Genomic DNA, 20,488 nt, shown 5'->3' with positions numbered 1-20,488 from the left:
TTGCCGCTTCCACAGGATTATATACTGCTAACCATGAAATACGTAATCTGACTATTACCACTCCGGGAGCCGTACATACGGAAAAAACAGGACCTGTTTTGTTTACCAATAATGAGCCTGGCCAGTATACTACTGCTGTTTTTAATGATTCCCGCAATGCCATGGCAGGCGTACCTGTAACCGATACTCTGCCACCGCAGGTAATAGTTAGCAGTGTCAACTTCTCTAATGAAGGATATACCGGTAATACTTATGACGGCGCCGGTGCTGTCGTTAATCAGGTTTTCAGCGGCGGAAAGGTAAACCTACAGGCGCTAAGTCGTGCCTCCTTCAGATTTACCGGTCGTGTAGCCTTTTCGGATAGTTTACCGCAAATCATGAGGAACGTATTTTATGCAAAAGCTCCTGCGGGCTTCGATGATCCTGATCCGAGCAACGATACGGCTATATTTTATTCCTACCGGAGGCCGGTAATCAGTCAACCAGGTAATCCGACAATCTGCAGCGGCCAGCCGTTTACTACCAACCTGCAAACCATGAGTACCGCCACAGTTAACTGGACGGTGGCTACTACCGGTAATATAACCGGCGCTGTGAGCGGAAGCGCAGTGGCTGATGCTGCCGGCGTGCTGGCTTTCAGTCCCACACTTACCAATACAGGTCCCACTGCAGGTACTGCCACCTATACCTTTACTCCTACTTACACTTATACCAATCCTAAAGACCGTACTCCCATAGTCGTAAATGGTTTGCCGGTGAATGTTACCTATACTATCAACCCTTCACCAAATGTGGTGAAACCGGCCAATGTAACAGCATGCCCTGGGGTGGTGGTCGGACCATTTAATTTCGCGGGTAATACTACCGGTGCTACTTATACCTGGACTAACAATAATACGGCTATCGGTTTGCCGGCAACGGGTAGTGGTAGCACCATTAACAGCTTTACGCCGGTCAACAGCGGCAGTGCCGCCACTACCGCCAAGATAATAGTGATGGCTTCTTTTGGAGGATGTATAACAAAAGATAGCTTTAATATCACAGTGAATCCTTTACCTGGCGCCGGCTTTACCATTAATAACCCTACCCAGTGTATTACAGGTAATAGCTTTGTATTTACTAACAGTACCAATACAGGTACTTATCTATGGGATTTTGGAGATGGTACTACGGCTACGGCAATTTCTCCGACACATGTTTATGGTGCTACTGGTACTTTTAACGTGAAGGTGGTACATACAGAGCCATCAGGCTGTAAAGATTCTGCTTTCAGAACTGTGAATGTAACCCCTGCACCTGTTGCCAATTTTATATACAGCATTATTTCGCAAAACGTGAATAATACTTTCCAGTTTACCGATGCCTCCATTGTGGATGCGGGTGAGTCTGTCAGCTGGTTCTGGGATTTTGGAGATGGTAGTACCAGCACGGAAATAAATCCTGTGCATACATATATGCAGAGTGGTAATTACACTGTTACACTCACTGTTACGGGCAATAATGGATGTGTGAGTACGAAAACCGATCAGTTACTGGTGTCGATTGATCCGAATGTATCACCAAAGTTTTCCATCAACAACGATGAGCAATGTTTGACCGGTAATCAGTTTGTGTTTACGAATAGTTCTGTGGTGGCGCCAGGGTATAACATTGTCGCTTATTCCTGGGATTTGGGAGATGGTAGTGCTGCACAGACCGGTGCTACCGTAGCTTATACTTATGCAGCTGCAGGTACTTACGATGTAACGCTTACCGTTACCACCAACAACGGGTTGCAGTTGTCAGTTAGGCAATCGGTAGTGGTGATTCCAACGGCCACAGTTAATCAGCCTGCTTCGCAAATTTGGTGCGTCGGCGAGGCTACTAATGGTGTGGTGTTCAGTAGTCCGCTGGGTGGGACTACCTATCAATGGACCAATAACAACACCAGCATAGGACTGGCCGCAAGTGGAACTGGAAATATATCATCTTTCACCTTGAAGAACGCTGGCACTGTTAACAATGTGGCTACTATTACAGTTGTTCCGTTGTACAAGGGGTGTGCAGGTACACCGCAATCGTTTACTATTACTGCAAGGCCGGTTCCTTCCGTAAATGCACTTACGCCACAGGTATTGTGTACCGGTGCGCCTACACAGCCGATAGTACTAAGTAGCAGTGTAGCAGGTACTATCTTCAGTTGGACCAACGACAATCCTGCAATCGGATTGCCTGCCGCCGGCACAGGGGATATCCCGGTGTTTACCGCTACCAATTTACAGGCAGTGCCAGTGGTAGCAAATATTGTAGTAGTTCCTTCGGCTAATGGTTGCACCGGTCCGCAGCAAATTACCACTATCACTGTTAAGCCGCTGCCTACACTTAATAACAACCTGTCGGCAACTGCTATTTGTGACAAGGCATTATTCAGCTACGTACCTACAAGTGCTACCGGTGGTACTACCTTCGCATGGACCCGCGCTGCTGTTCCAGGTATTTCCAACCCGGCAGCCAGCGGTACCGGCAATCCCAATGAAACGCTGTTTAATACCACACCCGATACCGTAAGTGTGGTATATAACTTCACCATGGCAGCCGATGGATGTACCAATACGCAACAGGTAACCTTACCGGTAAAACCGACTCCGGTATTGTCCAGTTCTTCTGATGCCGGAGCTATATGCAGTGGCGATCTGTTCTACTATGTTCCCGCCACTACTACACCAGGAACAATATTTACCTGGGAGCGCAGCATCAACAGGGCGGTGAGGGAGGATGCACGAAATGATAATGGTGCTATTTCTGAAGTATTGACCAACCTAAGTTCCGCACCAATTACGGTTAACTACTCCTACCGGCTTACTGCCGCGGGTTGTGTAGGTAATGCCAGTGTTAGTGTAAATGTGAAACCTACACCGGAATTAAATTCCGACCTCAACCCTGGGGCTATCTGCTCTGGCACACCATTCGTTTACGCGCCTTCTGCTACGGTAACCGGCACTACTTTCGCCTGGTCCAGGCCATTGATTGACGGTGTCAGTAATCCCGCTGTAACAGGTAGCGATGGTATCAATGAAACATTGGTGATAACCGATAATACGGCTCACACTGTTCCATACACTTATAGTCTTAATTTTGACGGCTGTACGAATACCCAGGTAGTGAATGCAAACGTGCTGCCTGCCAGTCAATCTGCATTTACGGTAGATAACCCTGCCCAGTGCCTGGATGGTAATGTATTTACCTTTACCAATATTTCTCCATCAAGATTACCCGGCCGTGATTCCTATATCTGGGATTTTGGTGACGAAACAAGTGCCACCACGACAAATGCAGTACATAGTTACAACGCTCCGGGTATCTACACGGTAACCTTGTATATTGTAGGTATGGCTGGTTGCCGCACTGCCAGCAGCCAGAATGTAATCGTGAAAAGCACGCCAACAGCCGGTTTCCTGCTCAATGTAATAGCACCTGCCTCTAATGGGCAGTTCCAGTTTACCAACACATCTACAGGTATAAGCCAGCCACTGACCTACCTGTGGGATTTTGGAGATGGTACAACCAGTACTGACGTAAATCCGCAGCATACCTACGCCGTGGCAGGAACGTACACGGTTACACTGACTGCCACAAGTGCAGAAGGGTGCAATGCGGTGGCTTCAACGGTACTTACAGTAGCTAAAAATCCGGACATCGTAGTGGACTTTGATGTAGTCCCTACTTCCTCCTGCATTACCGGTAACCTGATCCAGTACAACAGTACTACCATTGTAACACCAGGTATTACCATAAATGAGTACCTGTGGGATTTTGGTGATGGTAATACCAGTACGCTTCAAACGCCTTCCCATAGCTATGCTGCAGTAGGAAGGTATACGGTTACACTGACGGTGCAAACCAGTGCGGGTGCTGCAACCGGGACTGACCTTGTAGAAATCTATCCTGAACCGGTTATCACTAAGCCACATGACAGAATAATATGTGCGGGGGTACAGGTGAATAATATAAATTTCGCATCTACCGCTACCAGCGCAACTTATACCTGGACGAATGATCATCCGGAAATAGGCCTGGCGGCAAACGGTACCGGCAACATCAGTGCGTTTACACCGGTGAATAATACGGCAAACCCAATAGTGGCAACCATCACGGTAACGGCAGCGGAGAGGGGTTGTGCAGGCCCACCCATACAATTTACCATCACGGTTGATCCGGTACCAACCGTTGCGGCCGTGGGCAGCCAGGTAATCTGTGCCGGCGGTACCACCGCACCGGTGGCCTTTACTGGTACGGTGACAGGTACTACATTTAACTGGGTCAACGATGACCCATCCATCGGACTGGGTGAGAGTGGAACCGGAACTATCCCTTCGTTTGTGGCTGTTAACAATACCCTGATGAACCAAACAGCTTTAATAAAGGTAACCCCGGCAGCAGGTAGTTGCATAGGTACAGCAGTTAATTTTGGTTACGTGATCACCCCAACAGCAGAACTTACAAGTACTACCATGCCGGAACCGGTCTGTGGTAATGTACCATTTACGTACCTGGCCACCACCAACCAGCCATCAGCAGTGCTTTCCTGGACGAGAGCCGCCGTTCCTGGTATCACCAATCCTGCAGGCTCTGGTACCGGTAATATCAACGAAACGCTGGAAAATACAACAGGCAATACAATTACGGTTACTTACGTGTATACAATACAGGTGCCAGGCTGCGTTATCAGTACCGCGGAGGTGAAGGTTCAGGTGAAACCACGTCCTACGCTGACCAGCCCACTATCGCCACCTGATATTTGTAATAACACCATGTTTAGTTATGCCCCTACTGCGAATGTGCCAGGAACTGTTTTCCGCTGGACCAGAAATGGTTCTGCTGTACTGGCAAATCCGGCTGCTTCCGGCGTGGGAAGTCCGGATGAAGTGCTGGTTAATATCTCCAATGATATCGCCAGGGCGATTTACAGCTACTCCATGGATGCAAATGGATGCGTAAATACGCAAAACGTTGTGCTGATTGTAGGACCTGACCTGAAATTAAGCAGTAGTACAAATCCTTCGGAAATTTGCTCCGGTACGAATTTTTCGTATACTGCCACTACCAATAATCCGGGAGCGGTTATTACCTGGTCAAGACCATCCATACCGATAGTTGGCCTGAGAGATGCTAACGGCAGTGTTACCATCAATGAAAAACTGGTGAACATCACCAGTAGCCCGGTCGTAGTGCCTTACACATTCCTGCTAACATACAGAGGCTGTAGCACAAGCGTGGTGCTGAATGTAACAGTAGAACCGGCGCCAACCCTCGCCTCTCCACTTGCGGATATGAGCGTATGTGCGGGAACGGCAGTACCGGCAGTGATGCTGACCAGCAATGTGCCAGGTACACAATGGAGCTGGAAAAACAGTAACCTGGATATAGGTCTGGGTGCCAGCGGTAACGGAAATATACCATCTTTCAGCGCTACGGCAGGTGAGAATACCACCGTTACAGGGCGTATAACGGTGGAAGGTATTACTCCTGCTGGTTGTATTGTTCCGGCTGTAAATAATGCCTATAATGTTACTGTTAATGCAGTGCCAACAGGAAATATCAGCGTACCTAATGGTGTCAACTTCTGTGAAGGCTCCTTTGTACCATTAATTGCTACCGGTGGTACCCGTTACCAGTGGTATCTCAATGGCAATGCCATCGGCGGCGCCACTGCCGGTCTCTATCAGGCCAGGACAGCCGGTGTATATACAGTTGATATCTTTACTGCTGCGGGCTGTAATACGCTCAAAGCAGGTAACGTTACAGTATCAGGTACTGTGAAACCAACCGCTGCTTTCAACTATAATACCAGCTGCCAGAACGAACCGATTACATTCATTAACCAGTCGCTGGTAACCGGCAGCGGCCCCGTTACCTACCGCTGGTCAGATAACGCAGGCCACACCAGTACCGCGGCTTCACCGGTATTTACGTATAGTCAGTCAGGTACCTATCAGGTGAAGCTGGTAGTGCAAACGCAAACCTGCCGCAACCTGGCAGATAGTATCACCCAAACCATTACCGTGGAAATACCGCATCCGGGCATCCGGCTCTCCACCGTGAACACCGTTCTGAATAGCCCGACGCAGTTGCTGGCGCGTAACATCGGCAATACGGCCTACCTGTGGGAACCAGCCACAGGACTGAACAGTACCACTGTGCAGAACCCGATTGCCACGCTTACGGCCGACCAGGAATACCTGATCCGCATGACCACCGCCGCAGGCTGCGTTACCACCGATTCCATGCTGGTACGCATCCGGGGCAATGATGTGATTTTCGTGCCGAACGTGATCAGTCCTAACGGCGACGGTAAAAATGACAAATGGATTATTCCGGGTCTCAACCAGTATCCTAATACGGAAGTATATATCTACAACCGCTGGGGTAACCAGGTATACCAAAGCAAGAATTATGATAACCAATGGGATGGGGATGGCCTTAATGAAGGTACCTACTACTATATCATTAAGCTGAAACTACCTGGTGGCGGTGACAGGCAGTATAAAGGCTGGGTGGAGTTAGTGAGGTAACTTGTTTTCGGAGGGAGCTGCGGCTGCCATCGCAGGGCTGTTATAATTTTGGAAAGCGCGGGGCCACCGGTGGGCTACCCCTGAAACTATCACCCATTGCAGGCTGTTGTTAAGATTTGGAAAGAGCGGTGCCATCGGCACCGCTCTTTCCAAATTATCCTGTGCCGAAGGCACAGGATAATTTGGAAAATAAAAATCAAATTTTTTGTAGTATTGCTACATGATGTCCCCCAAGATTACTTATGAATACGAGCGCATTACCGATATTAAGCGCCTGAACTTTATTACTGACAGCCTGCAATCTGCTATTCCTGCCAACGCCCGGATCCTCGATGTAGGCTGTGGTAACGGTGTAATTACCCGCCACCTTGGTCAGTTTGGCTACGAAGTGCTGGGTATAGATGTAAGCGAAAAAACCATCGCGGTAGCCCAAAGTAAAAATACCCTTCCCAATGTACAGTTTGCCGTAATCAGCGCGGAAGAATTAATTGCCAGTGGTCAGCAATACGATGCGATCATTTGCAGCGAAGTGCTCGAACACCTGCACGAACCTGGTGTATTGCTACACACGATTTATCAGTCGCTGAAGGATAATGGTACCCTGATCGTGACCGTGCCTAACGGCATGGGCCCGCGGGAGGTGTTGGTGACCAAACCCATGCTGCGCCTGCGTAAAAGCCCGCGCTTACAGGCCGTGGTGAATAAAGTCAAGCATATGCTGGGCTATAAAGGTACCACGGTACAATCCCAGGCGGATAACCTGGATCACGTACAATTCTTTACCACTAAGGATTTGCAGCAACTGGCAAAGGCTAATAAATTTGAGATCATCCGTTTTTCCAAAACCAATTTTGTAGAAGATGTATTTCCGTTTTCACTCCTTACCAAAAAGATAAAATCGTTACAGACTTTCGACTGCCAGGTAGCTGAAATATTACCGCTGGGCTGTACTGGCGGATTCAATACTATCTGGAAAAAATCAAAATAATTGCTGGCGGAGATCCTTGTTGCTGGCGGGTTTAAGTGGGTTGTGGAAAAGTTCTTTGCGCAACCGGTGTTACATCGGAAAACAATAGGTGTTACTTTTACCGGATGAAATCGAGAAAGGCGCCTATTCCTCATTACAGATTACCGGACTACGTAAAGGCCGGAATAGAAATACATACCCACGCGGATATGGTGACGGAGGTGTCCGAAAATCACGACCTGTTTGCGCCTCACCGCGATGATCACTATTTGCTGGCTATCAGTTTCGACGGGCGTTTCCATGGTACAATTGATTTCAGGTCTGTGGAGATGTCAGGGGCGTTTATCCTCATGATCCTGCCAGGGCAGGTGCACCAGTTGAAAGAAGTTACTAACGCCCGCGCCTATACGGTGAGCTTTGACACATCGCTGATGCCTGCCGCCCTTAATCCCTATATCGATCAGTGGTTTGCGACTAACACCGGCTTCCGGCCCGCGGAAGACCTGCTGGAGCAACTGGATGAAATACTGGAAATCATGACCCGCCTCAAAGATGAGCAGCACAACGGTTTCAAGGCACTTTCCCTGCACGGTTTACTGCAAGCCATGCTGGCACTCATCGCCGAGAACCTGGACGATTCCGGCGCGGATTTCCAGCATACTACCCGCGCAGCCATCATCAACAGGGAATTTCAGCAGCTGCTTCAAAACCATTTTAAAGAGTGGAAAAGTCCGGCCGATTACGCCGGCGCACTGCATATTACCGCCACCCATCTCAATGACACGATAAAAGATATTACCGGCCTCCCGGTATCACAGCATATCCAGCAGCTGGTAATACTGGAAGCCAAACGCATGCTGTATCACACGGGCATGACCGTTACTGAAATCGCCTACGACCTGGGCTATGAAGACGTAGGTTATTTCACCCGCCTCTTTAAAAAAGTAACCGGCAGCACAGCGTTGATGTTCCGGAAGCAATTCCGTGAATAGTCCAATCACTTCCCCTTTCAGTACCATTTTCCACCAGCACAATGCGATTGCTTTGTGGTATGGAAACACTAACAAGAAAAAAGGAGCTATCCTTTCTCGAAAATATCTTCGTTAAATCCGCCACCATACTGGCGGTGCGCTGTTGGGAAACGGGCGATTTTTATGAGCTGGACCTGCATCTGCCGCAGGCAAAACCAGAAAACTGGACAGCCGCGCAACGCATTGCCACCCGGATCAGTAACTTTCACTACTGCGACTACACGCCCGCCAGATGGGATGTAGATACCAAAACCTGTACCCTGTTTATTGACGGTAGCCACCCGGGCCGCGGCAGCCAATGGCTGCGTACGTTGCAAGCAGGCAGCGAACTGTATTACGCCTCTATCGACTCCGTACGGCACTCGCCCATACCGGGCACCACCCCCGTGTTTATCGGGGATCATACTGCAATCGGCCATTTTAGCGCATTACAGCAGCTGGCAGGTAATCATACCAACACCACCGGCTTCATGATGGTAAACAAGCCTGCACATAAAGAGATGGTAGCTGAAAACTACTCCTGGCTTAACTTACATACCATCTGCCGCCACGAAGATTACTTTACGCAACTGGATAATTACCTGGAAGAACTGCCCACAGGAACTGACTATGTGTTTTATCTCGCAGGTAATTCAAAACTGGTGGGTAATACACGAAAATTCCTGCGGCAGCTCGGGATAGAAAATGGTAGTATAAAGGCCCAGGGCTTTTGGTAGATGAAAAAGGAGAGACCAGAAGCCTCTCCTTTAATAGCTGTTACGGTGCTTTCTTCGGCGACCGCTGTGCAAAAAATCGCGGATAATATGCAAACGTGCATAGGAAAAATTGCTGCATTACATTGTTCTGTGAACGCTGGATAATGTTTCCACTGGTATACGTCTGTAAACCCTGGTTCTGATGGAGGATGTCAAAGGCCGCCAGTCTTACTTCCGCATTTTTTCCTTTAAGGAAACGATAAGTAACATTGGCGGACCAGATAGTAAACCGGTTGCCTTCAATGCCTGTACTGATCCTGGTGTTGCGCTCCAGCATGCTTTGCACCCATAAGCCCTTTAACACTTGCCAGGATCCTGTAAGCGCCAGGGAGTTATTGGTAGCATCACTGGTATTATTACGATAGCTCTGTTTGGAGGTGGACATCGAAAGGTCTTCTTTCAGCGACACTCGGAATTTATCCAGCCATTCGTAATTAACGGCAAGGCTCATGCCCAGGCTGTTGGAACTGAATTCACTATTGATAGAGTTCACATATGTCGAGAATTTTTCGTTGCTAAAGCGAAAATTTGGTTCCACACTAATGGTGTGTTTTTGAATTTTCAGGCCTTTCTTCAAGTAGGCATTGGTGTAAAATATCGTACGCCCGTTACCGTTAATCCAGTAGCGCCTGGTTTTGCCATCTTCATCGTAAATAGTACTGTCTGCCACTGCGTTGGGTGTAAGGGTGTAACTACTGTTAATGCCATAAAAAAAGGTGTTCACTCTCGATTGCGAGTTGTAATTGTAGTTAAACTTTATTTCGTGGCTTTTAACTGATTCGAGGTTCAGGTTACCGGTGGTGATGTTCATCACATTACTGCTGTCGATCAACGGAGCCAGCTGGTTAATAGTTGGATAAGCCATGGCTTGCTTGTAGTCCAGGTTAAAGCTGGTGTAACTGCGGTTATCGACATACTTATTCCACCTGATGCTGGCGCCTGGGAGGAAGTTGCTATACTGTCTGCTCAGGTTCTGAAAAGCTTTGTCTGAATTATTTTTCATGAAAAAAAATTCCTGGGAACCATTTATGGCAAAAGTAATGCTGCGGTTATACCGGTTTGCAAAGAACTTGAAAAAAGTGCGGTTGATCTCGATTTGTGGTACTTCTCTGATGGTCGTACCATTCGTGCTGTTGGACAGGTATGCATTTGATTGATAGCGCTTACCGGTGGTATCAAAGTCGAGTACATTAGCATTATTGTTATTGCCGTTGAGTTCTGCTGTATTTTTGAAACTCATATTCAGCAAAAGGCTTTTCCTGACGGATGCCGGCAGGATAAACCGAGACAGGTTGTTGATGTTAAAATCCGCTACCTGGCTTGTGGCGTTGCTGTTGTTGTTGTACCGACGGTTGAAGTATTGGTTCCGTTGATGATCGATCAGTGAATTAAAAGTAGTGACCCCGTCTGACATACTATTGTCGCCGGTATTAGTAAGCCGGTAATTGACGGTATACATTAGCCGTTTACTGTCGGCTGTGTAAACAGAGCCATTCCTGCTGCCATAAGATACATTCAGGGCGAGCCTGCGGGTATCACTGGTGCCAGTAGAAGTGCTAGTGCTGTTGCTCAATGCTTCATGGTTGGTGCCAAAGTTATTGCTACTGTTGATATTGGAATGGTCCCTGTTGTTATACGAACCATCTGCAACAATGTTAAGGGAGCGTTTATCATTGATCTGGCCATATTGCACGCTGCCACTCATCGTGGTTTGATCGTACCTGTTGGCGTTGTTTGCATAGGCGGTTTGTGACTGGCCTGCGGTGAGCAGGGTAGTGGTGGTATTGGTGTTCAGGTTGCTGGTAGAGCCCTGGTCCACTTTAAAATTGCCGTCCAATGCATCTTTTTTACTATAATCATTGCCTCCTTCAATGAATTCATTCCTGAATATCAGGCCACCAGCTACCGTTTTGCGTATGCCGCTTTGAGAAAAATCGGGCCTGTAGGCACCTATCCCTGAAAAACTTTTGTAGGAGCCATTATTGAACAGATCGTTGAGGTTATTACTACTTTTATTGATGTTGTTGGTGGCAGCTACTACCGCCACCTGTGTTTTAGGAGTGTATCCACTGAGCATCAGGTCGGCCTCATACCGGTCATCGGTGCCTGCCCCTGCTGATACTTTGCCGAATTTACCTGTTTTCCAGTCTTTTTTGAGCTTTATATTAATATCTGTGGTGGAATCCGTGCTGGGTACAGTAGGATCCTTGGTGTGCTGGTATACCTGGATCTTGTCTACTGCCTGTTTGGGTATATTCTCCAGTGCCATATTAATATTGCCGCCGAAAAACTCTTTTCCGTCGATTAGTATTTTACTGATCGTGCGACCGTTCACGGTGACGGCCCCATCTCCCCAAACAGTAATGCCGGGCAGGCGCTTAAACAGGTCTTCGATTACCGCGTTAGAATCCAGCCTAAAGGCATCTGCATTGAATTCCAGCGTATCGCCATTCATTTCCACGGGTGGCCGGGTGATCACTACATCTTTCAATGTATGTGCCCCGCGTTCCATGTTAATTATTTTAAGATCAAGTTTTACTTCGGATGCCTGAATTTTTGTTTTAATGATATGAGGTTGATATCCCATGAAGGTAACTACCATTTTCAACGGTAGTTCCAGCGGTACTTTTTCGATATGGAAATCACCCAGACCGTCCGTCAGCTGAAAAGTGAGCAGGGAGGAATCAGCCGCCCTGTAAACCGCAATGGTGGCAGCCGGAAGTACAAAGTCATAGGCAGAATCTTTTACATTCCCATGAATGCTCCCCAGGGTGGTACTATCTTTTTTCTGCGCCTGACTAGCCACAGCAATTAATAGCGTGTAAAACAGTATATGGACAAATTTCATTTTTCTAGAGATTGTCTTTTAGCTTAAACCTGATGAGTACGGGATTGTCGGAAGATTTTCCTTTTTTGAAAAATTGCTTCAGATGATCGGGGTAGGTTACCTGACGATATGCTGTATTGCTCTCAAGGGCGCTAAACATGAGGGAGGCAGCCGCAGCGCAATACAGATAACCACTATCAATCTGGGTAATGCCTTCATTATTCCAGTCATTTCCAGTGGCAAACGGCAGGAAATAGCTACTGCTGTCTGTACTTACTTTTTCCAGCTGTATCATGTTTCCTGTTTTGAGGTTCATGATCATGGTAGCCGGCTTTGAAAAGGTGTTAAGTCTGAATACCAAGTAATTACCGATCATGGCTGTGTTGCCGATACTGCTGATATAATTGGGGTGTTTTATGAAGTATTCCCATGGTCTTTGCTTGCCAATGCTATCGCGCATTGCATTCAGCGGTACGGTTTGCGCCAGTGGGAATATAAAGCGGAGAAAAGTGGTAGCTGTATCTTTCGTAACACGATATATTACCTGCTCATTATAATCGGAGAGGTACACCACCGTATCCTGTTCACTTCGCAGCAAATTCATTTGCGAAGTGGCGAGTGTAAAAGTATTTGCATCAGGTCCGCCAAAAGAGTTGAGTGGCAGCAGTCCTTTGGTTATTACCGAGTCTTTATAAATCACAATGCGATTTATCACGCTGTCTTTTTTGTTGTCACGGTTATAGAAATGCCGCGCCACCAGGTAACCATTAGCAAGCAGGGTACTGACGAATTTATCCTTGATACCAGAGTCTTTACTGATAAGGTTACAATTAAAATCATAGCCTTCCCGCATGGGCTTCATATTACGTTGAACGTAAATAATCCGCTTATTTCGGTCAACCGTAATATGCCGTATCAGATTCCTGTAATTATCCGGGCTGCCTCCTGCAATTTTTTTGTAGAAGCTGCCGTCTTTTTTGAACATTAATACGCAATTGGTAGCACCGTCGAGGATAATGTAATAATCATCAGTAACCTCCAGCTGATCAATTTTTCCAAACAAACTGGCTTTGGTGGTTTCCAGCGGAATAAATTCCATAGTCTCAAAGATTTTGCCGGTAGTGCCACCCCTGGCCATTTTAGGGTCCAGGCGCATTACCCTTTCCTGTGCATACAGTTGCAAGCCGGAATACAGGAGCGTAAACAGCCCTGCCAACAGCGATTTTCGAATCATGTATTGGGAGATGTTGTTAGAAAATAGGTATATGTAACAGTATGGAATGAGGTGATGATACACTCACATTCCCGGGGAGATTTGCATTTTCATTGTTTAACTATAACGGTTTGAATGATACAGGGAATTTTTTACCGGCTGTATTTAATCAAATGTAATACCAGATATAGGTTTTGTAAATATTTTTCTTTGGCTGGATAAGTTGTTGCTATTTGTTGCGTAATTCAAAATGCAGAATTTCGTGCAGGCGTTGATGTGGTATTTCAGTAAAGCCGTGTTTTTGCAGTGCTTTGATCGAGGGTTGGTTGGAAACGTCTACTTCTGCTTTGATCACGTTTGCCTGTATGCGCGTGAAGGCGAAGGTGATCACTGCGGCGATAGCCTCCTGCATAAATCCCTGGCGTTGGTATTTGGGCATGAGTTCATAGCCGATTTCCACGCTGCCGTCTGCCGGTTGGTAGTTCCATAGGCATATGGTACCCATGAGTTGGGAAGATGAGGGTGTAGTGATGACCCAATAGAGCCCTTCTGCGTTAGCGAAGCGGTTGTTGGTGCTGGTGATAAATTGCCGCGCTGCAGCCAGGTCGATGGCTGCAGGTCTTTCCAGGTACGTATTTACGTCAGCGTTAGAACGCAGCGCCTGGATGGCAACATCGTCTGTGAGCTGTAACTCCCTGAGGAGCAGCCGGTTGGTGCTGAGCGAGGGGAATGGATAAAAGTCAGTATGCATAAGTTGTGATTAATCTTCGAGGTGCTGAACGCAATTGTAAAGATGGCAACTCCAGCTATTATCTGAATGCAGTATTTCTGTAATGGAAGTATTTTTCAACATATGCTGATGAGGCGCATCCGGCACCAGTTCGCGGATCATTTTGCGGATAAATCCGCCATGGCTTACGATCAGGATTTTTTTGCCGGGATATTTGGCTACCAGTTCAGATAAGAATTCGGTGCCGCGGGCTACTACTTCTTCAGGGGTTTCTATGCCCAGGTCCAGCTGTTTCCAGTCGCTACCCCATTTACTTACTCTTTCTTCCTCGGTAGTGCCTTCTGTGAGGCCTCCGCCTGCTTCCCGGATGCGGTCGTCTTCCAGGAGAATATGTGGATGCTGCATGGCATCGGCGATGATCTGCGCTGTTTCTTTAGCGCGTTGAAGTCTGCTGCTGTATACGATATCGTATGTTTCACCCATCAGGCGTAATCCCAGCCTGCGTGCCTGCTCTCTTCCTTCTTCGTCCAGGGGAATATCCGAGCTGCCTTGTAATTTTCCTGCTTTGTTCCAGGCTGTACTTCCGTGTCTGATGATTGCTATACGAGTGGTCATTTCGTTTTTTATAGATATGTTAATCTGCAAAGATAAAAAATCATTCGGGTAGGTTCGAATGCAAAAGGTTAAATTTAGATAGCCAAAATAGTTATGTTATGTTATCCTTTGAGAGAATCAGTGAATTATTAGGGAAAGACAGCGAGTTGCTGCTCCAGCATTCCTGTAAAACGATCCATAAGTCATCCTTACACATGCCGGGTCCGGAAACCGTGAATGATATTTACGGATACAGCAGCCGCAACCCGCAGGTATTGCGGAGTTTAGGGCAGTTGTTTGGCAACGGGCGACTGGCTAATACCGGCTATATGTCCATTTTACCGGTAGATCAGGGCGTGGAGCACAGTGCGGGCGCATCCTTTGCGAAGAACCCGGCTTATTTCGACCCGGAAAATATCGTGAAATTAGGCCTGGAAGGCGGCTGTAATGCAGTTGCTTCTACCTTTGGTGTATTAGCAGCCGTTTCGCGTAAATATGCCCATAAAATCCCATTTATTGTCAAAATTAACCATAACCAGCTGCTCACTTATCCCAATCGCTTCGATGAAGTGCTGTATGGCACCGTGGAAGAAGCCTGGAACCTGGGCGCGGTAGCAGTAGGCGCTACGATTTATTTCGGTTCTGATAATTCGGACCGGCAGCTGGTAGAAATTGCACAGGCATTTGAGCATGCCCACGAGCTGGGAATGGCCACCATCCTCTGGTGTTACCTCCGTAACGACGCGTTTAAGAAGGATGTGGACTATCACCTGGCTGCCGACCTCACAGGGCAGGCCAACCACCTGGGCGTGACTATCCAGGCGGATATCATCAAGCAGAAGCTGCCGGAAGTAAATGGTGGCTACAGGGCGCTGAACACAGGCAACTCTACCTACGGCAAGCTGGATGAACGCATCTATACGGAACTTACCAGTGACAACCCGATTGACCTCTGCCGCTACCAGGTAGCCAACTGCTATATGGGGCGTATGGGCCTGATCAATTCCGGTGGCGCCTCCGCCGGGGAAGGAGACCTTGCAGATGCGGTGCGTTCGGCAGTGATCAATAAGCGTGCTGGTGGAGCGGGGTTGATTTCAGGAAGAAAAGCGTTTCAGCGGCCGATGGAAGAAGGAGTGGCGCTGCTGCAGGCTATTCAGGATGTGTATTTGAGTAATGAAGTAACTATTGCATAGTTTCCGAAGATCGTGGGCCTTCGGCCCACGATCTTCGGAGTTTTAAGAGGGCCTGCGGCCCTCTTAAAACTCCGAAGATTATTCTCTTATTTGCCCGCTGCCATACACAAACCATTTCTCCGTCACCAGTTTCTCCAGTGCAAACGGTCCTCTGGCGTGCAGTTTTTGCGTAGAAATACCAATTTCTGCCCCTAATCCAAATACACCACCATCCGTAAACCGGGTGGAGGCATTTACATATACTGCTGCAGCATCTACCGTATTCATGAACTGCTCACTCGCAACAGGATCGCGGGAAATAATGGCTTCCGAGTGTTTGGAAGAATGCCGCTGAATGTGTTCCAGGGCGGCTTCCAGGCCGGGTACTACTTTTACGGAGCATTTCAGGTCCAGGAACTCGCGTCCAAAATCTTCCGGGGTGGCGGTATGTAATTGCGGATAAGCATGTTGTTGGAGGAGATGAAATGCTAACGGTTCCGCATATACGTCTACTTTATAAGCGGCCAGCTTCGGAGCGAGCAGTTGTAAAAACTCCCCTGCTACCGCTTCATCTACCAGCACGGTATCCAGCGCATTACACACGGATGGGCGGGATACTTTGGCGTTGGTAACGATGGTGGCGGCCTGTTCCAGGTCGGCCGACTTTTCCACGTAAGTATGACAAACTCCTGCACCGGTTTCAATAACGGGTACTTTGGAGTTGGCGCGTACGAAGTCGATCAGCTGCTGGGAGCCGCGTGGAATAATGATGTCGATATATTTCACGGCAGCCAGCATATCTGCTACCAGCGCACGGTCTGGCGGCATGAGTGTAACCGCATTTTTGTTGGTATGGTATTTTTCCAGGAGAGACTGGATGATATTAACGAGAATGGTATTGGTATGCAGCGCATCCGTACCGCCACGGAGCACACATACGTTGCCGGAGCGAATGCAAAGGGCAGCCACATCTACGGTAACGTTGGGGCGTGATTCATAGATAACACCTACTACGCCTAAGGGAACTGTTTTCTTTTGTACCAGCAAACCATTTTCCAGCTGCCTTTCCAATACCAGCACGTTGGCGGGGTCGGGGAGGCGGGCAATGTCTTTTAAACTTGCTGCCAGTCCGCGGATACGTGCACTGTTGAGCAGGAGTCTGTCTTTTTTGGGATCTTCATCCGGCATTTTATCCAGGTCCAGCTGATTGGCCGCCATAATTTCGGTGGTCTTTTGCTGTAGTACTTCAGCGAGTTCATTCAGCAGCTCCTGGCGCTGTGCGTCGTTGAGCTGCCGGAGCGAAGGCGCAGCCTGCTGCGCCTGTTCCAGTAAGGTGTCTATGCTTTGCATGATGGGGGTCATTTACAGCAGCACAATATCATCTGCATGTGCTACCTCTGTATTTTGTTGACGGCCGCTTTTTTCCAGCATGTCGGAAGAGAGTCGTGCCCTTCCTACGGCTACGGCTATATTATTTTCGTTTACCATTTCTATTACCTCGCCTTCTTCAAACTTTTCCAGTACTTCTTTTACGCCTACGGCGAGCAGGGAATGTCTGCTTTCCAGGGCTTGTTGTGCGCCGGCATCCACGAGGATGCGGCCTGTTACCAGGCTTCCGCTGGCGAGCCATTTGCGGCGGGCTGGCATACTGCATGGCTGCGGCAGGCACAGGGTGCCGGTGTTGCCGTTGATAGCGTTCAGGATACCGTCGGTAGTACGGATACCGAATATTACCACCTGTATGCCCATGCGGGTAGCGAGTCGCGCAAAGGTGAGTTTGGATACCATGCCACCCAGTCCCAGGGCAGATTTCTCTTTATCTGCAAGGCCCAGTGCGTGCTGGTCGATCACATCAATTTTCGGCACCACTTTTCCTTCCCGATCCAGTACACCGGCTACGGAAGTGCTAAACAGCAGCTGCGTGGCGCCAAAGCCAACAGCGATGAGGGTGGCCAGTTCATCGTTATCAGAAAATTTCAGTTCTGTGTTGCTGACAACATCGTTTTCGTTGGCGATGGGGATGATATTGTTTTCCCACAGTTCTTCGTATGTTCGTTTGAGCTGGAGGAACTGTTCCCTGTTGGAAAAGTGGTGGCGTTCGCAGAGGCTCTGGGCAACAGCGATATCGTACGGGGCAAAGTATTTACTGTATTTGCTCAGCAACAGGGGGTTGCCGATAGCGGCGGCGGCTTTGCGCTCGCTGATGCTGCCGGAATAATTTTTCAGATGTTGCCTGCCTGCGGCCACTGCGCCGGATGATACCAGCACGATATGATAGGATGCGTGCAACTCCGCTACCTGACGGGCAATGCCGGCGATCACCGTTTCGTCCAGGTCACCGTTTTCCCGGGTGATGGACGCGGTTCCAAATTTTATGACAAGTATTGGTTTGCTCACAATTTTTAAGAATTTGCCGACAAAATATTGAAATACTACGAACTTTAATAACGTTAGCGCATAATTACAGACATTTGGATATGATCAGGATCTTAGTCATAGAAGATGAAGAACGTGTTGGAACGCTTATCAGGCGCGGTTTAGAGGAGAGTGGTTACGAAGTTACGCTGGCCCGCGATGGCAATGCAGGGCTCAAACTGGCCCTCACCGGCGAGTTTGAGCTGGTGATCACCGATATCATCCTGCCAGGGGTGGATGGGTTGTCGCTCAGTCGCAGTATCCGCGAGGCTTTGCCGGATATACCCGTGTTGATGCTCACCGCCCTCGATACTACGGATCATAAGGTAGAAGGCTTTGAAGCCGGTGCAGACGATTACCTGGTGAAGCCTTTTGACCTGCGGGAGCTGCAGGTGAGGATCAAAGCCCTGCTGAAGCGCTACGGTGGCCGCCGGCAGCAGCCCTCCAGGGTGCTGCAATATGCAGGCCTGCAAATGGACCTCCGCGCTAAGACGGTGAACAGGGATGGCGTGGAAATCAGTCTGACTCCGAAAGAATTCCGGCTGCTGGAATACTTCCTGCAACGCCCGGAAGTGGTGGTTTCGCGCACGGAGCTGGCCGAGAACGTATGGGACACACACTATGACACGGGGACTAACTTCATTGACGTCTACATAAATTACCTTAGAAAAAAGATTGATAAAGATTTTGCAGTAAAACTGATCCATACCAGAACAGGTATGGGCTTCATTTTAAAAGCTGGATAAAATGAAAATCCGAACGCGGCTGACGCTATTGATTTCCGGGATCACTGCGGCTATTTTACTTTTGCTGGTGATTGTGATTTATATTTCATATGCCCGTGACCGTGAGGAAGACTACTATAAAAACCTCCACCGGCAAGCCATCACAAAGGCTAACCTGCTCCTGGATGCGCACATAGATCCGCAGGTGCTGCAGCTGATTTACCGCAACAGCAGCGGAAATCTGGCCCAGGAAGAAATTGCCATTTACGATACTACATTTCAACTGCTGTACCATGATGCGGCCGATATTGACAAGGTGAAGGAAACGCCTGCCATGCTGGAAAATATCCTGGAGAACGAGGAAATCTTTTTCAACCAGGGGCATCTGCAGGTGGTGGGCTTTTCGTACCGGCATCAGGGGAAAAACTACCTGATCACGGCGGTGGCGGAAGATGAGTATGGCTATGCGCGACTCCGGTACCTGGCCTGGATACTGGGATTCTCCTGGCTGGGGGCCCTGATCTGTATTATTATTGCCGCGTACTTCTTTGCCCGGCTGGCACTCAGGCCGGTTTCCCAAATGGTGGACCGGGTAGAGGAGATCACTGCTACCAACCTGGATAAGCGCGTGCCGGAAGGCAATGGAAAGGATGAAATGGCGGAACTGGCCGTTACCTTCAACGCTATGCTCGACCGGCTGGAGCAGTCGTTTGATGCCCAGAAGCAGTTTGTGTCTAACATCTCCCATGAGCTGCGTACCCCGCTAACCGCTATGATGGCGGAGCTGGAAATTTCCGCTTCCCGGGAAAGGCCGGCTGATGAGTATTTGCAAAGTATGCAACATGCCATTGCTGATGCACGGCAGCTGGTGCGACTCTCTAACAGTCTGCTGGACCTGGCCAAGGCCAGTTATGATCCCGCAGAGATCAGGTTTAAACCGCTCCGCCTGGATGAGGTGCTGATGGAGGGCAGGGAAGAGGTGCTGAAAGCTTTCCCTTTTTACCGGATCAATGTAAATTTTGAAGAAGGCGAGGACGCGCCGGATTATTTATCTATTGAAGGAAATGAATACCTGTTAAAGGTGGCTTTTGTGAACCTGATGGAAAACGGGTGTAAGTTTTCCGACAACCATGAGATGCAGGTGGTGGTAACCTGGTTCAAAGGGCATACGATATTGCGTTTCAGTGATCATGGGGTGGGTATTGTGAAAAAGGACCTGCCTAATATCTTCACGCCTTTTTACCGGGGGGCTAACGGGCAGTATGCCGATGGTACGGGTATTGGGCTGCCGCTGGCTTCGAGGATCATCAGGCTGCACAAGGGGAAGATCAGTGTGGTGTCGAGGGAAGGGCAGGGGACTACGTTTACAGTGGAATTTGCTTTTAATTAACAGACGGGATAAGGGGGCCTTCGGCGCCCTTATCCCCGTTGTTCGCTTAATGAGAGGGTGTGGGGGCCGCCAGTGGCGGCCCCCACCCTTTTATAACCCAGGGCTTGCGCCCTGGGTT

At 48.6% G+C, this 20,488-nt stretch carries 13 protein-coding genes; 7 read left to right on the top strand and 6 right to left on the bottom strand.

Annotated elements, in window-relative coordinates; all coding sequences use genetic code 11:
- The first annotated feature begins 98 nt into the window (after positions 1-98).
- The 4 genes from BUB18_RS05100 (at position 99) to BUB18_RS05085 (ending at position 9,265) form a co-directional block, all read left to right on the top strand.
- Positions 99-6,551 carry a PKD domain-containing protein gene (locus tag BUB18_RS05100; protein WP_073078742.1) on the top strand — a complete coding sequence of 2,151 codons (6,453 nt, stop codon included), beginning with the start codon at positions 99-101 and terminating at the stop codon, positions 6,549-6,551.
- Positions 6,552-6,771: 220 nt separating this feature from the next.
- Positions 6,772-7,539 carry a class I SAM-dependent methyltransferase gene (locus tag BUB18_RS05095; RefSeq protein ID WP_083549386.1) on the top strand — a complete coding sequence of 256 codons (768 nt, stop codon included), beginning with the start codon at positions 6,772-6,774 and terminating at the stop codon, positions 7,537-7,539.
- Between the two features lie 104 nt (positions 7,540-7,643).
- Complete coding sequence (locus BUB18_RS05090) at positions 7,644-8,510, top strand: helix-turn-helix domain-containing protein (RefSeq protein WP_073078737.1); 867 nt, start codon at positions 7,644-7,646, stop codon at positions 8,508-8,510.
- Positions 8,511-8,569: 59 nt separating this feature from the next.
- Complete coding sequence (locus BUB18_RS05085; RefSeq protein WP_073078736.1) at positions 8,570-9,265, top strand: SIP domain-containing protein; 696 nt, start codon at positions 8,570-8,572, stop codon at positions 9,263-9,265.
- Between the two features lie 40 nt (positions 9,266-9,305).
- Here BUB18_RS05085 and BUB18_RS05080 read toward each other — a convergent pair whose 3' ends face one another.
- The 4 genes from BUB18_RS05080 to BUB18_RS05065 all read right to left on the bottom strand — a co-directional run bounded on the left by BUB18_RS05080 (position 9,306) and on the right by BUB18_RS05065 (position 14,689).
- Positions 9,306-12,152 carry an outer membrane beta-barrel protein gene (locus BUB18_RS05080; protein ID WP_073078735.1) on the bottom strand — a complete coding sequence of 949 codons (2,847 nt, stop codon included), beginning with the start codon at positions 12,150-12,152 and terminating at the stop codon, positions 9,306-9,308.
- 4 nt (positions 12,153-12,156) lie between these two features.
- Entirely contained in the window at positions 12,157-13,365 is a 1,209-nt protein-coding gene (locus BUB18_RS05075) for a 6-bladed beta-propeller (RefSeq protein ID WP_073078734.1), read from the bottom strand.
- Between the two features lie 208 nt (positions 13,366-13,573).
- Positions 13,574-14,095, bottom strand: coding sequence for a GNAT family N-acetyltransferase (locus tag BUB18_RS05070; RefSeq protein WP_073078733.1), 522 nt, complete (start codon positions 14,093-14,095; stop codon positions 13,574-13,576).
- A 9-nt stretch (positions 14,096-14,104) separates the two neighbouring features.
- A complete protein-coding gene (locus tag BUB18_RS05065) occupies positions 14,105-14,689 on the bottom strand; it encodes a histidine phosphatase family protein (protein WP_073078732.1) in 585 nt (194 codons plus the stop codon).
- 98 nt (positions 14,690-14,787) lie between these two features.
- Between BUB18_RS05065 and BUB18_RS05060 the strand changes: the two genes are divergently transcribed.
- A complete protein-coding gene (locus BUB18_RS05060; RefSeq protein WP_073078731.1) occupies positions 14,788-15,861 on the top strand; it encodes a class I fructose-bisphosphate aldolase in 1,074 nt (357 codons plus the stop codon).
- Between the two features lie 78 nt (positions 15,862-15,939).
- Here the strand turns inward: BUB18_RS05060 and BUB18_RS05055 are convergent, their stop codons facing one another.
- Together BUB18_RS05055 and proB are read right to left on the bottom strand one after the other, a co-directional pair.
- Positions 15,940-17,190 (bottom strand): glutamate-5-semialdehyde dehydrogenase, encoded by a 1,251-nt coding sequence (locus BUB18_RS05055; RefSeq protein WP_073078730.1) that lies wholly within the window; start codon positions 17,188-17,190, stop codon positions 15,940-15,942.
- A 12-nt stretch (positions 17,191-17,202) separates the two neighbouring features.
- Complete coding sequence (gene proB, locus BUB18_RS05050; RefSeq protein ID WP_073078729.1) at positions 17,203-18,237, bottom strand: glutamate 5-kinase; 1,035 nt, start codon at positions 18,235-18,237, stop codon at positions 17,203-17,205.
- 80 nt (positions 18,238-18,317) lie between these two features.
- Between proB and BUB18_RS05045 the strand changes: the two genes are divergently transcribed.
- Both BUB18_RS05045 and BUB18_RS05040 read left to right on the top strand, forming a co-directional pair.
- The gene (locus BUB18_RS05045) at positions 18,318-19,001 is read left to right on the top strand and encodes a response regulator transcription factor (RefSeq protein ID WP_073078728.1); all 684 of its coding nucleotides are present in this window, start codon (positions 18,318-18,320) and stop codon (positions 18,999-19,001) included.
- A 1-nt stretch (position 19,002) separates the two neighbouring features.
- Positions 19,003-20,370, top strand: coding sequence for a HAMP domain-containing sensor histidine kinase (locus tag BUB18_RS05040; RefSeq protein WP_073078727.1), 1,368 nt, complete (start codon positions 19,003-19,005; stop codon positions 20,368-20,370).
- Positions 20,371-20,488: the final 118 nt, after the last annotated feature.

This window comes from Chitinophaga jiangningensis (genome assembly GCF_900142605.1).
Classification (GTDB): Bacteria; Bacteroidota; Bacteroidia; order Chitinophagales; family Chitinophagaceae; genus Chitinophaga; species Chitinophaga jiangningensis.
This window is presented reverse-complemented; position numbering and strand designations above follow the sequence as displayed.

What these genes read in the sequence shown, in the direction of transcription:
- BUB18_RS05065 (WP_073078732.1), bottom strand. Translation starts at nt 14,689, where the DNA reads ATGACCACTCGTATAGCAATCATCAGACACGGAAGTACAGCCTGGAAC.
- BUB18_RS05085 (WP_073078736.1), top strand. Translation starts at nt 8,570, where the DNA reads ATGGAAACACTAACAAGAAAAAAGGAGCTATCCTTTCTCGAAAATATC.
- BUB18_RS05095 (WP_083549386.1), top strand. Translation starts at nt 6,772, where the DNA reads ATGATGTCCCCCAAGATTACTTATGAATACGAGCGCATTACCGATATT.
- BUB18_RS05060 (WP_073078731.1), top strand. Translation starts at nt 14,788, where the DNA reads ATGTTATCCTTTGAGAGAATCAGTGAATTATTAGGGAAAGACAGCGAG.
- BUB18_RS05070 (WP_073078733.1), bottom strand. Translation starts at nt 14,095, where the DNA reads ATGCATACTGACTTTTATCCATTCCCCTCGCTCAGCACCAACCGGCTG.
- BUB18_RS05055 (WP_073078730.1), bottom strand. Translation starts at nt 17,190, where the DNA reads ATGCAAAGCATAGACACCTTACTGGAACAGGCGCAGCAGGCTGCGCCT.
- BUB18_RS05075 (WP_073078734.1), bottom strand. Translation starts at nt 13,365, where the DNA reads ATGATTCGAAAATCGCTGTTGGCAGGGCTGTTTACGCTCCTGTATTCC.
- BUB18_RS05090 (WP_073078737.1), top strand. Translation starts at nt 7,644, where the DNA reads ATGAAATCGAGAAAGGCGCCTATTCCTCATTACAGATTACCGGACTAC.
- BUB18_RS05045 (WP_073078728.1), top strand. Translation starts at nt 18,318, where the DNA reads ATGATCAGGATCTTAGTCATAGAAGATGAAGAACGTGTTGGAACGCTT.
- BUB18_RS05040 (WP_073078727.1), top strand. Translation starts at nt 19,003, where the DNA reads ATGAAAATCCGAACGCGGCTGACGCTATTGATTTCCGGGATCACTGCG.
- BUB18_RS05080 (WP_073078735.1), bottom strand. Translation starts at nt 12,152, where the DNA reads ATGAAATTTGTCCATATACTGTTTTACACGCTATTAATTGCTGTGGCT.